General features: G+C 70.9%; 13 protein-coding genes. 9 read left to right on the top strand and 4 right to left on the bottom strand.

Annotation, left to right across the window (positions count from 1 at the left end):
• Positions 1–388, bottom strand: a 388-nt coding sequence (locus VH914_15000) for a glycosyltransferase family 1 protein (GenBank protein ID HEX4492513.1), incomplete at its 3' end; no start/stop codon positions are given.
• Positions 389–546: 158 nt separating this feature from the next.
• On the opposite strand from VH914_15000, the gene VH914_14995 reads away from it, so the two are divergent.
• Genes VH914_14995 through VH914_14970 form a run of 6 tightly spaced genes read left to right on the top strand, consistent with a single transcriptional unit; the run spans position 547 to position 6,698 of the window.
• Positions 547–1,359, top strand: coding sequence for a class I SAM-dependent methyltransferase (locus VH914_14995; GenBank protein HEX4492512.1), 813 nt, complete (start codon positions 547–549; stop codon positions 1,357–1,359).
• Positions 1,359–2,105: a polyprenol monophosphomannose synthase gene (locus VH914_14990; GenBank protein ID HEX4492511.1), complete on the top strand. Its 747-nt coding sequence runs from the start codon at positions 1,359–1,361 to the stop codon at positions 2,103–2,105. The genes VH914_14995 and VH914_14990 overlap by 1 nt, the downstream gene beginning before the upstream one ends.
• Before the next feature lie 47 nt (positions 2,106–2,152).
• A complete protein-coding gene (locus VH914_14985; GenBank protein HEX4492510.1) occupies positions 2,153–3,493 on the top strand; it encodes a glycosyltransferase family 39 protein in 1,341 nt (446 codons plus the stop codon).
• An 8-nt stretch (positions 3,494–3,501) separates the two neighbouring features.
• Positions 3,502–4,455 carry a GNAT family N-acetyltransferase gene (locus VH914_14980; GenBank protein HEX4492509.1) on the top strand — a complete coding sequence of 318 codons (954 nt, stop codon included), beginning with the start codon at positions 3,502–3,504 and terminating at the stop codon, positions 4,453–4,455.
• A gap of 1 nt (position 4,456) precedes the next feature.
• Complete coding sequence (locus VH914_14975) at positions 4,457–5,275, top strand: polysaccharide deacetylase family protein (protein ID HEX4492508.1); 819 nt, start codon at positions 4,457–4,459, stop codon at positions 5,273–5,275.
• A gap of 10 nt (positions 5,276–5,285) precedes the next feature.
• Positions 5,286–6,698, top strand: a complete 1,413-nt coding sequence (locus VH914_14970) for a 4-hydroxyphenylacetate 3-hydroxylase N-terminal domain-containing protein (GenBank protein HEX4492507.1) — start codon at positions 5,286–5,288, stop codon at positions 6,696–6,698.
• A gap of 14 nt (positions 6,699–6,712) precedes the next feature.
• On the opposite strand, the gene VH914_14965 is transcribed toward VH914_14970, so the two are convergent.
• Together VH914_14965 and VH914_14960 are read right to left on the bottom strand one after the other, a co-directional pair.
• Positions 6,713–7,126, bottom strand: a complete 414-nt coding sequence (locus tag VH914_14965; protein ID HEX4492506.1) for a DUF2304 domain-containing protein — start codon at positions 7,124–7,126, stop codon at positions 6,713–6,715.
• Positions 7,123–7,947 carry a glycosyltransferase family 2 protein gene (locus tag VH914_14960; GenBank protein HEX4492505.1) on the bottom strand — a complete coding sequence of 275 codons (825 nt, stop codon included), beginning with the start codon at positions 7,945–7,947 and terminating at the stop codon, positions 7,123–7,125. Before VH914_14960 ends, VH914_14965 begins: the two co-directional genes overlap by 4 nt.
• A 107-nt stretch (positions 7,948–8,054) precedes the next feature.
• Between VH914_14960 and VH914_14955 the strand changes: the two genes are divergently transcribed.
• The 3 genes from VH914_14955 to VH914_14945 all read left to right on the top strand — a co-directional run bounded on the left by VH914_14955 (position 8,055) and on the right by VH914_14945 (position 13,356).
• Complete coding sequence (locus tag VH914_14955; GenBank protein HEX4492504.1) at positions 8,055–9,446, top strand: DUF2142 domain-containing protein; 1,392 nt, start codon at positions 8,055–8,057, stop codon at positions 9,444–9,446.
• A gap of 63 nt (positions 9,447–9,509) precedes the next feature.
• Positions 9,510–11,408 (top strand): acyltransferase family protein, encoded by a 1,899-nt coding sequence (locus tag VH914_14950; protein ID HEX4492503.1) that lies wholly within the window; start codon positions 9,510–9,512, stop codon positions 11,406–11,408.
• Between the two features lie 73 nt (positions 11,409–11,481).
• Positions 11,482–13,356, top strand: a complete 1,875-nt coding sequence (locus VH914_14945) for an acyltransferase (GenBank protein HEX4492502.1) — start codon at positions 11,482–11,484, stop codon at positions 13,354–13,356.
• Positions 13,357–13,360: 4 nt separating this feature from the next.
• On the opposite strand, the gene VH914_14940 is transcribed toward VH914_14945, so the two are convergent.
• Positions 13,361–15,226, bottom strand: a complete 1,866-nt coding sequence (locus VH914_14940) for an acyltransferase family protein (protein ID HEX4492501.1) — start codon at positions 15,224–15,226, stop codon at positions 13,361–13,363.
• Positions 15,227–15,229: the final 3 nt, after the last annotated feature.

Raw genomic sequence — 15,229 nt, 5'->3', positions numbered from 1 at the left:
AGACGACGTGCGGCCGGCGCGCCCAGACCGGCGAGAAGAACGGCATGCCGTTCCAGATCTCGACGAGCGCATCGCTCGCGCCGTGCCAGCCCATCATCTCGCTGAAGGCGGCGCGGGGGAACACCATGTAGCGGCCGCCCTTGCGGATGACGCGGTAGCCGTCGCGCCACGACACCGTCGGGTAACCGGGCGCGTGCGAGGTCCGCATCGTGACCTCGATCCCGGCCTCGCCCCACAGGGCGGCGACCTTCGAGGCGTGGACCTCGGAGCCGCCGGCCTCGGGGTCGTCGAGGTCCCGCCAGGCGAGCATGCTCACCCGGTGGAGGCCCGCGCGGGCCGCGATGTCGCCGAGCTTCGCGACGACGTCGTCCGCGTCGCCACCTCGCATGTCGAGCCCCCTTGCCGAACGACCACGGTGGAACCGAGGCCGGGTGAGTCTACGGGCCGTCCCGGCCCCACTCGGTTCGGCGGCCCGGAGCAAGCGATGCGGCGCGTTACCCTCCTCTACCTCATGACGGGGGTGCCGAGGTCGACGGGCGGAATGCCGTGAAGCTGACGGGTGAACGTCCGATGCAGGGCGCCACGCCCGACTCCCTCCTCGCGCTCCACGATGCCGGGTACCGGGAGGTCAAGGCCCGGCTCGGCTCCGGCCTCGTGGTCGACGTGGGCTGCGGTGTCGGCGACGAGACCGCGCGCCTCGACGGTCCCGGCCGCACCGTGCTCGGCGTCGACTACAGCGCGCCGACCGCGATCGAAGCGGCAAAGGAGTGGGGACCGGGCGGCGAGCGCGGCACCGCGGTGCGGTTCGCGGCGATGGACGGCGCGCGCCTCGCGCTGCGCGACGGTGTCGTCGACGAGGTCTGCTCGTCGCACATCATCGAGCACTTCACGAACCCGACGCTCCACGTGGCCGAGCTCGCGCGCGTGCTCGGGCCTACCGGCACCGCGTACGTGATCACGCCGAACGCGCCGGCCGACTTCGAGAACCCCTTTCACGTCTACCTGTTCGAGCCCGACCACCTGCGGTCGATGCTCTCGCTGTTCTTCGCCGACGTGAAGGTCCTCGGGCTCGAGGGCGACGACGAGCTGCACGCCGACTTCGCGGCCCGCCGCGCCAGCGGCGAGCGCCTGCTCAAGCTCGATGTGTTCAAGTTGCGGCAGCGGCTGCCGAGACGGCTCTACGTGTGGGCCTACGAGCACCTGCTGCCGGTCGTGTACCGCCTGCTCGGGTCGAAGTCGACGGGCATCGGCTCGGGACTCGACGCGTCGCACTTCTTCATCACCGAGCAGATCGACACGACGACGCCCGTGCTCTTCGCGATTGCGCGCTCGCCGCGCGCTCCGGTGGGAGCGAGTTGATGCGGCCCTTCATCTCGGTGCCCACGTACCGCGAAGCGGAGAACATCGAGGAGCTGCTGCGGCGGTTGCGCGCGGCCGTGCCCGAGGCGCACATCCTCGTCGTCGACGATGGCAGCACCGACGGCACCGCGGAGATCGCGGAGAAGCTCGGCGCGTCGCTCGGCGAGATCGAGGTGCTGCGCCGGCCCCGCAAGCTCGGGCTCGGCGCCGCGTACCGCGCCGGACACGCGGTCGGCCTCGCGCGCGGCTACGACGTGATGGTGCAGATCGACGCCGACCTGTCGCACGCGCCCGAAGCGCTCCCCGCGCTGCTCGCCGCGGTGCGCGACGGCGCCGACCTCGCAGTGGGCTCGCGCTACGTGCAGGGCGGCGCCGCGCCGAACTGGGCGGTGCACCGGCACGCGCTCTCGCGCTGGGGTTGCCGGTACTCGTCGTGGGCGCTGCGGCTCGGCATGCGCGACGCGACCGCGGGCTACCGCGCGTACCGCGCGTCGGCATTGCGCGCGATGAACTTCGAGACGACGCGCTCGAACGGCTACACGTTCCAGATCGAGATGACGTACCGGCTCGTGCAGGCGGGCGGCCGGATCGCCGAGGTGCCGATCACGTTCACCGACCGCGAGCGCGGCACGTCGAAGATGTCGAGTCGCATCGTCGTCGAGGCGATGGCGCTCGTGACGCTGTGGGGCCTGCGCGATCGGGTGTTGCGGCGCCAGCAGAGCCGGCCGACCGCGCCCATCGCGTGACCGGGGCGTGACCGGTTTCCAGAAGGGCCGCTGGTAGATTCGCCACGATGCGCGCGCGAATCCGAGGGTTCCACGTCGGCCTCGCGTTCATCGCGCTCGCCGGGCTCGCGTTCCGCATCTGGTACGTGGTCCGGGAGATCGGCCGGATCGCGCTGAACGGCGACGCCGCCTATTACCAGTGGCAGTCGAACGACATCGCGCACGGGCTGTGGTTCATCGATCCCGGGCAGTACCACTGGTACGGGCGCATCACGCCGAGCGCCGGCCACCCGCCCGTGTACCTCCTGTATCTCGCGGGGGTGTCGAAGGTCATCGGAGAGAGCCAGCTCACGCACCGCATCGCGTCGTGTCTGCTCGGCGGAGCCGCGATCTACGTCATCGGGCTCATCGGTCGTGAGCTGGTCGACGAGCGCGTCGGTCTCGCGGCCGCGGCGGGCGCGGTCGTGTACGCGCACCTCTGGATCAACGACGAGATGCTCATGTCGGAGAGCGCGTACGTGCTCACCGCCGCGATCATGGTGCTGCTCGCGCTCCGCTTCTGGAAGCGCCCGAGCACCGCGCGCGCCGCGTGGATGGGCTTCGGCATCGCGCTCGCGACGTTGACGCGCGCCGAGGCGTTCCTGATCTTCCCGTTGCTCGCGGTTCCGTTCGCGCTCGCGCGCAAGCATCCCGACTGGGGGACGCGCATCCGCTACCTCGTCGCCTCGCTCGGCTTCGGCGCGATCGTGCTCGCACCGTGGATCGGCTACAACCTCACGCGCTTCGATCGCCCCGTCGTGATGTCGAACGGGATCGGGAGCGTCGTCATGGTCGCGAACTGTGACCAGACCTACTCGGGCTACTACTTCGGCTACTGGTCGATCTACTGCGCGAAGGGTCTCGGCACGCTGCCGGGCGACGAGTCCGACCACGAGGTCGTGTGGCGCAAACGCGGGCTCGACTACATCAAGGCCCACAAGGGCCGGCAGCCGGCCGTGGTCGCGGCGCGCGTCGCCCGCATGTGGGACATCTGGACACCGTCGCGCATCAAACAGGGCATCCTCTTCGACGGTGCGCTCGAAGGCCGCGGCATCTGGCAGTCGCAGCTCGCGACCGACCAGTACTTCCTGCTGTTACTCCCGTCGATCGCGGGGCTCTTCGTGCTGCGCCGACGCCGGCAACCGATCCTTCCGTTCGTCGCGATCGCGGCGACCATCACGTTCACCGCGGCGACGACGTTCGGCATCACGCGCTACCGCGCGCCCGTCGACGCGATGATGCCCGTGCTCGCCGCGGTCGCGCTGTTCGCGGCGATCGACGCGTGGAAGGCGCGGCGTGCGGTCTCGGCGACGGAACCGGCCGCGCCGCGGCCCGAGACCCGTCCGACGGTCGGCGTGGCCGGAGCCTGAACGAGTCGATGACTCCCGAGCCGACCGCCACCGACCCCTACGACGACGCGCGCACCGCGGCGCTGCTCGTGGCGACCCTCGACGCCGAGCGCTTCGGTCATCCCGGCTACCTCCGCTGGTTCTACCGGGAGAACCCTCGCGGTCAGGTCATCGGCGAGAACGAGGACCAGGACGGGATGCGCGTCGCGCACTACGCGGTGATCCCGACCGCGTACCGAACGCCCGCGGGCCCGACGCCGTTCATCTTCTCGACCAACGTCGCGACGAGCCCGACCGTGCGGCGGGGCGGCTTCTTCCGGGCGATGGCCGAGCGCGTGTACGAACGCGCGCGGGCCACCGGCGCGCCGGGGATGGTCGGCGTCGGCAACGACGAGTCGACGATCGTCGTGGTCGAGCGCTTCGGCTGGAAGGCGCTCGGCCCGCTCCCGGTGCGCATCTGCCCGCCCCTTCCGTCCGGCCGCCGCACACGACTCGAGTCGCGCCCCGTCGACCGCGCGCTGCTCGCCGATCGGTGGTTCGAGGCGATCGCGACCGACCTCGACTGGGTTCCGGTGCGCGACTGGGCACAGTCGTGGACACCCGACTTCCTGCGCTGGCGCCTGTCGCGCCCCGACGGCGGCTACGTGCTCCACGTCACGCGCGACGCGGTGGCGGTGAGCGTGCTCGCGCACGCGCGGCTGCGCATCCGCGCCGCGGTGTTGCTGAAGGTGTTCCCGCGTCCGGGCGCGGCCCTGCCCGTGAGCAGCGCGCCCTTCGTCACCGCCGCGTGCCGGTACCACCGCGCGGCGATGTGCGTGTACGCGGGCTTCAACGCGCACGTGCGCGTGCGCGGAGTCCGCCCGCCGCGCCGGCTCCAACCGTCGCCGCTCAACCTCGTCTTCAAATGCCTCGACGAATCGCGCGCTCCGAGCGCGTCGTTCCGCCTCGACACGTTCGAGTTCCTCGACATGGACGCGTACTGACGTGCCGTCGGTCTCGTCGCGCCCGCCGATCACGTTCACCCTCGACCTCGAGGACTACGCGCCCGCGGGAACCACCGCGCGCGCGAACGGCATCGTCCCGCGGGTGCTCGAGCTGCTGTCGGAGCACGCGGTCACGGGCACGTTCTTCGTCGTCGGCGAGCTCGCGGAGGCCGAGCCCGCGCTCGTGCGCTCGATCGCGGCGGCCGGTCACGAGATCGCGCTCCACGGCTATCGCCACGTGCCGCTCCCCCAGCTCGACGCCCCGACGTTCCGCGCCGAGACCGCGCGCGCCCGCTCGGTGCTCGAGGACCTCGCGGGCGCGCCGGTCACGGGCTTCCGCGCGCCGACGTTCTCGCTCGTGCCCGAGTCGCGCTGGGCGGTCGACGAGCTCACCGAGCTCGGCTTCGCGTACTCGTCGAGCCTGTTGCCCGCGCGCAGCCCGCTCTACGGCTGGCCCGGTCAGCCGCGGCACCCGTTCCGCTGGCCCGGAGGGCTCGTCGAGCTGCCCTGCCCCGTCGCGACGATCGGCCCGCAGCTCGCGAACCCGTACCTCGGCGGCGTTTACTTCCGGGTGCTGCCGTGGACCGCGGTGCGCGTCGGGCTCGCGCGCTCGCGCGCCGACGAGGTGCTCTGGCTCTACTGTCACCCGTACGACTTCGATCCCGACGAGCCGTTCGTGCCCCGAGGCGACGTCGGCCGGCTCGGCAACCGGCTCCTGTGGCTGAACCGCTCGCGCATGGCGCGCCGCGTCGCCCGGGTGCTCGCCGGCCGCGCCGGGCGCCCGCTGCGGGAGCGGGCCGCGGTCGTCCCCGCCGAATGAGGAGCGTCTGATGGGTTTGCGTACGGCGGACGAGTACCGCGACTCGCTGCGCGACGGACGCGTGCTCTGGTACCGCGGCCAGCGGGTCGCCGACGTGACGACCGATCCGGAGCTGTCGATCGCGGTCGAGCACTCCGCGCTCGACTTCCGCGTCGGTCACGCGCCCGAGCACCGCGACCTCGCGGTCACCGTCGACGCGGAGACCGGCGAGGAGTACAGCACCTACTACCGGATCCCGCGCTCGACCGACGACCTGCTCGACCGCATGCGACTCGTCGAGCTCACGACCGCGCTCGGCGGCACGCTGCTGTCGATCAAGGATGTCGGCACCGACGCGTTGTTCGCGCTGCAGACCGTGCTGCAGGACGTCGAGCTCGAACGGCTCATGACCTTCTACCATCAGTGCCGCGCCGAGGATCTCGCGGTTGCGGTCGCGCAGACCGACGTGAAGGGCGATCGCTCGAAGGCGCCGCACGAGCAGGACGACCCCGACCTGCATGTCCACGTCGTCGACCGGAGCGACGAAGGCATCGTTGTACGCGGCGCCAAGATGCACACGTCGCTCACCCCGAATGCCAACGAGGTGCTCGTGCTCCCGACGCGCGCGATGAAGGCCGACGACGCCGACTTCGCGGTCGCGTTCGCGGTCCCGCCCGCGACCGAGGGACTGTCGATGTACGTGTCGCCCTACTCGGGCGGCGCGCGCCATCCGTGGGAGCACCCGGTCTCGTCGCAGCACAAGATGCTCGAGACGCTCACCGTGTTCGAGGACGTCTTCGTGCCGTGGGAGCGCGTCTTCTGCTTCCGCCGACCGGAGCTCGCAGGACCGATCGCGCTCGCGTTCGTGGAGTACCACCGCTTCACCGCGATCTCCTACAAGCTGCCGTTGCTCGACGCGCTCGTCGGCTGCGCGCAGCAGATCGCGCAGATGAACGGCGTCGTCGGCGCGGGCCACATCCGCGACAAGCTGACCCAGCTCGTGATCTACGCGGAAACCGTGCGCACGCTCTGCGAGGCCGCGGCGCGGCGGGGCCGCGTCGGCGACGACGGCTTCTGCCGCCCCGACTCCGCGACCACGAACATCGCCAAGTACACGTTCGCGACCGGCTTCCATCAGGCCGTGCGCGCGGTGCAGGACTGCGCGGGAGGCATCCTCGCGACCGGACCCGGCGGTGAGGACTGGGACAGCCCCGAGGTGCGGCCGGTGCTCGAGAAGTACCTCCGCGCCGCCGCGCCCGCGGCCGAGCGCCTCGCGATGGTCAACCTCATCTCCGACCTGACCGTGCGCGACTTCGGCGGCTACCACGCGGTGCTCGCGGTGCACGCCGAAGGGTCGATCGAAGCCGAGAAGATGCAGATCTTCCGCGCCTACGACGCGAGCCGCGCGATCGCGCTCGCGCGCCGGCTCGCGAACCTCGACTGAAGCCGCGCGACGAGCTATCCGGGTCGACGCTCGCCCGCCGCCGCGGAGTCGCGGTCGCCGCGCAGGATCGCGAGCTCCTCGGCGAGGATCCGCGTCCGCTCCTCGAGCCGGCTCAGCTCGTACGAGAAGTACACGCACACGAGCAGCAGGAAGCCGATCGCGGCCAGGAACAGCGTGCTCGGCGCGTAGTAGATGTGCAGCCAGCGCGACGAGTGGTCGAGGATCGCCGGGAACGCCACGATCGCGAGCACGGTGAGCAACACGATCATCCAGAGCAGCGTGTACTTGCCGCGCATCTGCCGCCGCCGCAGCAACCGCAGCACGAACCACGCGCCGGCGATCGTGACGAGGAACGCGAGCACGTGCGCGCGACCCGAGAGGCCGAGCGAGGTGAACTTCTGGTCTCCGAGACCCGCGAGGATGCTCATCGCGTGCGCTCCTTCGTCTCGCTCGTACGGCGCGACACCTGGCTCAACATGGTGACGAGCAGCCGGAGGTAGTGGTACACGAGCCGGAAGCGACGGGTCGACGGCGTGCCCGCGCTGCGCTTGCGGATGCGCGTCGGCGTCTCCGCGACCGTGAGCCCGGCGCGGCAGGCCTGGAGCAACGACTCGGTCGAGTCCATGAACTCGACGGGATACGTCGTCGCGAAGAGGTCGAGCGCGGCGCGGCCGAAGCCGCGGAAGCCGGACGACGTGTCGGAGAAGTTCTGGCGCGTCATCGCGTTCATCGAGAAGCGCAGCACCCGCATCGCGCCGTGACGCACGGGACCGACGCGGTACTCGACGGTGCCCTCCCCGAAACGGGATCCGATGACGAGATCGGTGCCGTCGTCGAGCACCCCGAGCAGCGTCGCGATCTCCGCGGGGTCGTGCTGGCCGTCGGCGTCGAACTGCACCGCGCGCGCGTAGTCGTGGCGGACCGCGTACCGGAAGCCGGTCTGCAGCGCGCCGCCGATGCCGAGGTTGAACGGCAGCTCGACGACCGCGACGCCGGCCGCGCGCGCGACCTCGGCCGTGCGGTCGGTCGACCCGTCGGACACCACCAGCACGTCGAGGTCGGGGCGCGCCTGCGCGAGCTCCGCGAGCGTCGACGGAAGGGCAGCTTCCTCGTTCCAGGCCGGGATGATCACGAGCGTGCGCGGCGCCCGCGCCGACGCGCCGACGGGGACGACGTTTCCGAGTGGTTCGCCCGCCGATGACCGTTGCCGCCGCGCCGCGCCCGACCCACCGTGCGTGATCGCCGGCATGGCGACAGGGTATCGTCCCCGCCTCCATGGCGGGACGTACGCGACGCGCCCACGGGTCACGCGGCGCTGCCGAACGGGGACCGGCACGAGGGCCGTCCGCGGCGCGCATGGTCGCGACCATCGGCCTGCTCGCAGGCCTCGCCTTCGTGCTGATCGTGCCCCCGCTCGGGGGCTACGACGAGGCCGTGCACTACGCACGCGCGTACCAGGTGTCACAGGGCCAGCTCATCGCGACGCACCACGGGCACGAGCTCGGCGGCGACCTGCCCGTCGCGATGCGCACCGATCTCGAGAACGTGCTGATCAGCGTCAACCGCTTGATCGGGCACCGCGCGCACGCGCCGTCGAGTCCCGCGAGCTTCCTGTCGCACCTCGGCGATCGCAGCGCGCGCGGACGCGAGGCGTTCGTCAACTTCCCGACGTCCGCCGTGTACTCCCCCGTTCCCTACGCGCCGGCGTCGGTGTTGATGGCGATCGGACGCGCGCTCGGCGCGTCGACGATGTTGCTCATCTACCTCGGTCGCCTCGGAAGCCTGCTCGGCACGGTCGGCCTGCTCACGCTCGCGGCGCGCCGCATGCCGACGCGCGCGACCTCGCTCATGGTCGTCGCATTGCTCCCTGTCACGATCGTGCAGGCGGCGATGCTCTCGGCCGACGGCGTGACGCTCGCACTCACGTTGCTCGTGCTCGCGCTCGCGTTACGGCTCGCGGCGACGCCCACTGCCGATGTGTCGCGCGCGCAGCTCGTCGAGCTCGCGGCGGCGACCGTCGCGCTGGGCTTCGCCAAGCCGCCCTACATCCTGGTCGCGCTGGCGCTGGCGATCCCGTGGCGCCGGCACGCGGCACGCGTCCGGGGCGCGATCGCGGGCGCCGTCGTCGGCGGTTTCGGCGCGGCGGCGGCGTGGGCCGCGTACGCCTCGCACGTGTACGTCACGCCCGCGCTGCCGGTCGGGCTCACGGGCACCGCTCGCTTCGCGGCGTACACGCACGTGAACCCGCACGAGCAGGAGCAGTACGTGCTGCATCACCCGCGTGCGTTCGTGCGCGTCGTCGGCACGACGCTCGCGAAGTTCCCGGGGCAGCTCGCGCACGACGCGGTCGCGCAGATCCCGCTCTGGGGCCTGCCCGCGATCTTCGCGATCCTGGCGGTCGTCCCCCTCGTCGTGTCGCTCCTCGCCCGCGACCGCGCCGACGACGGCGGCGACCGCGCGCCCGTCGTCGGCGTCCGCAGTCGCGTGCTGCTCCTCGCCCTCGCGGTCGCGACCTTGCTGAGCCTGATGTTCCTCGCATACGTCGGGTGGAACGCGGTCCACGCCCTGCGCATCGAGGCCTTCCAAGGCCGGTACTTGATGCCGTTGATCCCGCTCCTGATCGTCGCGTTGCCGACGCCGAAGCTGTCGGCGCGGTTCGACCGCCTGACGAGCACCGCGATGGTCGGTGCCGGCTCCGGTGCGGTGCTCGCCGCGGTCGCCGTCGCGCTCTGGATCCACTTGTACTGAACCGCCCGTACCGACCGCCTGTACTGACCGCGGCGGTCCGGCCGGATTTCCTAGAATTTCCTGGTGGCGGACGGACGGGGGGCGCGGATCAAGCACGTCGCGGCACTCGACGGTGCACGCGGCCTCGCCGTCGCGGGCGTGCTGCTCTTCCACGCCGGCCACCTCACCGGCGGCTACCTCGGCGTCGACTTCTTCTTCACGCTGTCGGGCTTCCTGATCACGTCGCTCCTGCTGGCCGAGGCCGGTCGCGACGGACACATCGGGCTCGGTGGCTTCTGGTCGCGCCGCGCCCGCCGGCTCCTCCCCGCGCTCGCGGTCCTCATCGTCGGCATCGGTCTCTACTGCCTCGTACTCGCGAGCTCGACCGAGCTCGGCCAGATCCGCGGCGACGCGCTCGCGACCCTCGGCTATGTGGCGAACTGGCGCGAGGTCTTCGCGCACCAGAACTACTTCGACCTGTTCACCACGCCGTCGCCGCTGAACCACACGTGGAGCCTTGCGATCGAAGAGCAGTTCTACGTCGTGTGGCCGCTGTTGTTCGTCGGCGTGCTCTCCCGCGCGCGTACGCGCACACCACAGGTGGTGCTCGCGCTCGCGCTCGGGCTCGCCGCGGTCTCGACGACGTTGATGATCGTGCTCTTCGACCCGAACAACCCGTCGCGCGTCTACTTCGGCACCGACACGCGCGCGACCGCGATCCTGCTCGGCGCTGCGCTCGCGGCCTGGAACGCGTGGCACCCCGCGACGAACGCGCGCGGCCGGCGCATCGCCCTCGAGGTCGTCGGCATCGCGGGCGCGGTGGTGCTCGCGATCGCGTGGCTGCGCGTCGGCGGCGAGTCGTCCGGTCTCTACCGCGGCGGCTTCCTGCTCTACGGCGCGGCCGCGACCGCGGTCATCGCGGCCGCGGTGCACCCCGAGCCGGGTGTGCTCGGGCGCGTGCTGTCGTTCCGTCCGCTCTGCGCACTCGGGCTCATCAGCTACGGCGTGTACCTCTACCACTGGCCCATCGACGTCGCGTTCGACTCGAAGCGGATGGGCTTCTCGGGCTGGCCGCTGTTCGGCTTCCAGACCGCGCTCACGCTCGCGATCGCGACGATCAGCTACGTGGTGCTCGAGCAGCCGATCCGGCACGGCGCGCGCACGCCGCGGGAGTGGCGCCGGTTCGTTCCCGCGATCGCGCTCGCGCTGGTCGTTGCGATCTTCGCGGCCACCGCGGGCGCCACCGCGACCGAGACGTTCGCTTCGCTCGCGCTGAACCGTGATCCGCTGAAGGCCGCGTCCCAGGCGTACCACGACGCGCCGCCGGGCTCGGTGCGCGTGCTCCTCGTCGGCGACTCGGTCGCGGGAGAGCTCGGCCCTGCGTTCCAGAACCTGAAGACCGCGCCGCGCCTCTCGATCGTCGACGCCGCGATTCCCGGTTGCGCGTTTCCCGACGGGATCACGCAGACCGCGATCCGTTTCCCGAACGGCGCGGTGCTGCCGCCGACCACGTGCCTGCCGAACTGGTACGCCGCGGCCGTCGCGCGGTACCGGCCCACGCTCGTCATCTTGGTGCTCGCCGGCCTCCGTGAAGGTACGTATCACGGGCAGACGGTCACGCCGTGCGACGCGCCGTACCACGCGTTGGTCCGGCCGCAACTGCATCGCGAGATCAGCATGTTCCAAAACCGCGGCGCCAAGGTCGTGGTCACGACGACCGCGTACAACCGCGCGCCCTTCCTGAAGAACACCGACCGCGACGTCGACTGCGACAACACGATGCGCCGCGTGTACGCGCAGCAGGACGGCGCGCAGCTCGTCGACCTCTTCGACTACGTGTGTCCGCACGGCCAGTGCCGCGGCCGCCAGGGTGGTGTCGTCCTGCGTCCCGACGGGCTGCACTACCAGGGCGCGGGCGGCACGATCATCGCCCGCTGGATCGTGTCGCAGGTCACCTCGCCCACGGTCTCGACGGCGCCCTGACGCGTGCATCGACGCAGGTCGCGGCCCGTGGCGCGCCGGATTCGGCTCGTGGTGCCGTTGGTAGGCTGACCCAGTGCGGGACGAGGGACGGCGGGGGCCGACGCTTCCTCGGGTCTCGGCGCTCGACGGCGCCCGAGGCCTCGCAGTCGCGGGCGTCCTCCTCTTCCATGCCGGCCACCTCCTCGGCGGTTATCTCGGCGTCGACTTCTTCTTCACGCTCTCGGGCTTCCTGATCACGTCGCTCCTGCTCACGGAGTCGACGAAGCGCGGCAGCGTCGGCCTCGGTGGGTTCTGGTCGCGCCGGGCGCGACGCCTGCTCCCCGCGCTCGCCGTCATGCTGTTCGGCGTCGCGCTGTACGCCTGGCTGTTCGGCGATCGCACCGCGCTCTTCGGCATCCGCGGCGACGCGTGGGCGACGATGGCCTACGTCGCGAACTGGCATCAGATCTTCTCGCACCAGAGCTACTTCGCGCTGTTCGCGAGCCCGTCGCCGCTCACGCACACGTGGAGCCTCGCGATCGAAGAGCAGTTCTACGTCGTGTGGCCGCTCGTGTTCGTCGCGCTGCTCGCGCGGTTCAAGCGCGCGACGCCGAAGGCGGTGCTGGTCACGTCGCTCGCGCTCGCGGCGGTGTCGAGCACGTTGATGATCGTCCTCTACTCGGCGAGCGACACGGATCGCTTGTACTACGGCACCGACACGCGCGCCGCCGCGATCCTGTTCGGCGCCGCGCTGGCGGCGTGGCTCGCGATCAAGGGCCCGACGACGAGCCGCACGCGCCGGAACATCCTCGAGGGGCTCGCGATCGTGTCGGTGATCGGCCTCGCGATCGCGTGGACCCGACTCGACGGTCAGTCGGCGACGCTGTACCAGGGCGGGTTCCTGCTCTGCGGCATCGCGGCGACGATCATCATCGCGGCCGTCGTGCATCCGCAGCCGGGTCCGATCGCGCGCGCCTTCTCGTTCACACCCCTCGTCGGGCTCGGGCTCATCAGCTACGGCGTCTACCTGTACCACTGGCCGATCGACGTCGCGCTCGACTCGAAGGAGATGGGCTTCTCGGGTTGGCCGCTCGTGACCTTCCAGATCGCGGTGACGCTCGGGATCTCGATCGCGAGCTACCGGTTCGTCGAACAGCCCATCCGGCACGGCGCGTGGTCGGCCGTCGAGTGGCGCCGCTTCGTACCCGCGACCGCGCTCGTGCTCGTCGTCGTAATGTTCGCGGTCACCGCCAACGGTCTGCCGTCGACGGTGCCCGGCCTCCGTCACCCGACGCTCGCGGCCGAGGTCGCGTACGCGAACGCGCCGCCGGGCGCGGAACGGGTCATGGTCGTCGGCGACTCGGTCGCGTACTTCCTCGGGAAGGCGATGAAGCAGGTGAAGCGCGACCCGCCGATCGCGGTGTTCAGCGCCGGCGTCCAGGGCTGCGGTTTCCCGCCCCCGATGAAACGGGCGCGCTATCACAGCGCGAACGGCCAGCACCTCGACAAGAAGACGTTCGCGTGCGACCCGCTGTGGGAGGGGCGCGCGGTGAAGAAGTTCAAGCCCGCCGTCGTCTTCTGGCTCACCGGCAACCCCGCGGACTCCGTGCTCTACAACGGCCAGTGGATCGACACGTGCTCGACCGCGTACGCCACGCTCTACGAGAACAGCCTGCGGCAGGCGTTCAAGGTCATGGGCTGGCCGAAGACGAAGATCGTCATGACGACCGAGCCGTACCCGCGCTACCTCTTCGCCGAGGAGGACAAGCCGACCGACTGCGAGAACAACTACCGGCGCGTGGTCGCGTCGGCGATGCACGTGCAGTTGATCGACCTCATGGGCTACATCTGTCCCGGCGGACAATGCGTCGAGAAGTTGCACGGCGTGACGTTGCGCAAAGACGGCGAGCACTTCGAGAACGCGGGCGGGCGACTCGTCGCGTCGTGGCTGCTCGATCAGGTGAAGTAGCGCGTCAACCCGAGTGCGCGAGCAGCCAGCGCGCCACGATCTCCGACGCGGGACCGGTGTAGTGCAGGCCGTCGGGCCGCAGCTTGACGCCGTGGTCGAACGCACGACACGTGCCACCCGGGCAGACGAACGCCGCGAGGTCGGCGAGGGTCGCGCCGGTCTCGCTCGCGACCTGGCGTCGGAGCGCGTTGTCACACGCGGTCTGCCGCGCGTCGACGAGCGCGAATGTCATCGTGGTGGCGGTCGTCACAACGACGACCTTCGCGCCTGTTGACCGAAGTGTCGTCACCTCTTGGCGAAGCGAGTCGACGAACAGATCGTCGTATGTCGCGGAGCACGGGAGAACCTGCCGACCGTGATACTTCGCTCCGATGCCACCGGGGTTCGCAGTAATCCAGAAGACCACGTTGGGCCGGTAGGCCTTCACGACTCCCGCTTCCCACGGCGGATCGCACGGAATCGCGCGAACAAGTCCGTTGCGCGTCTGAATCATGCGGTCGGCGAGTTGTGGCGGGAACGCACACGCGGGTTTGGCCGCGTTGAAGATTGCAAGGCCGTCCTTCGTAGCGAGACTCCCGAAGCCGTCCGCGAGCGTGAACGCCACCGAGTTTCCGACCAACAGCACCCGCGTTGCTCCGACCGGTGCCTTCTGCGCGGCGCGGCGCGCGTTGGTGACCGGGTGCTTGCCAACCGCAGGCACCACGACCTCAACTGCCGCCGCGGTCGCCGCGAACGTCGCGAGCACCAGCCCGCCCGCGATCACCGGTGTGAACGTGCGCCACTGCGGCGCGCGGATCGCGCCCCGACGGATCGGCCGCTCGACGAAGCGGAACGACGCGATCGACACCGCCAGCGTCACCGCGATCTGGAAGAGGACGAGCGGCCAGCCGCCGAAGCCCATGCGCTCGCGGTCGACGACGATGTCGATCGGCCAGTGGTACAGGTACACGCCGTAGCTGATGAGTCCGAGCCCGACGAGCGGACGCTGCTCCAGCACGCGCGCGATCGGACCGCGTTGCGGATGGGTCGCCGCCGCGATGACCGCCGTCGCCGCGAGCCCGCAGAGGAGGAAGCCACCCCGGTACAGCGTTCGCGACTGACCGTCGAGTGCGACCCACGCGACGGCCAGCACGGCAGCACCCGTGAGCCCGACCAGCTCGAGCGCGACGCGGCGCGCGCGGATCGCCGTCGGCCCGCGCAGGCTCCGCCACGCGGCGAGCACCGCACCGAACAAGATCGCGGCGGCGCGCGTGTCGGTGCCGTAGTACGCGCGCGTCGTGCTCGTGGGTGAGTACAGCTCGAACATCAGCACGCTCGAGGCCGCGGCCAGCACGAGCGAGGTCACGAGCACCGCGACCGGAGTGCGAGCGCGGAAGCGCCAGAGGAGAACCGAGAACACGAGCGGCCACACCACGTAGAACTGCTCTTCGATCGCGAGGCTCCACGTGTGGTTCAGGGGCGACGGCGACCGGAACAGCGCGAAGTAGTTCTGGTGCGAGAACACCTGGCGCCAGTTGGCGACGTACCCGAGGGTCGCGAACGCATCGCCACGGATCTGGCGGAGCTCGTCGGAGTGTGCGAACAGCACGCAGTACGCGAGCACGCCGACGAGGAGCAACGCGAGTGCGGGAAGCAGTCGCCGCGCGCGGCGCGACCAGAAGCCGCCGAGTCCGATCGCGCCCGTGGTCGTTGCCTCGGCGAGCAGCAGCGACGTGATGAGGTAGCCCGACAGGACGAAGAAGAAGTCGACGCCGAGATAACCACCCTTGAGGTGGCCGGCGTGGAAGACCACGACCCCGGCGACCGCGACACCGCGCGCGCCGTCGAGCGCCGCGACGTGCGGAATCGTCGGCCCGCCCCCGTCACGCACCAC

This window comes from Acidimicrobiia bacterium (assembly GCA_036271555.1).
GTDB lineage: Bacteria > Actinomycetota > Acidimicrobiia > IMCC26256 > PALSA-610 > DATBAK01.
Note: the sequence above shows the minus strand (reverse complement) of the source record. Positions and strands in the feature narration are given on the sequence as shown.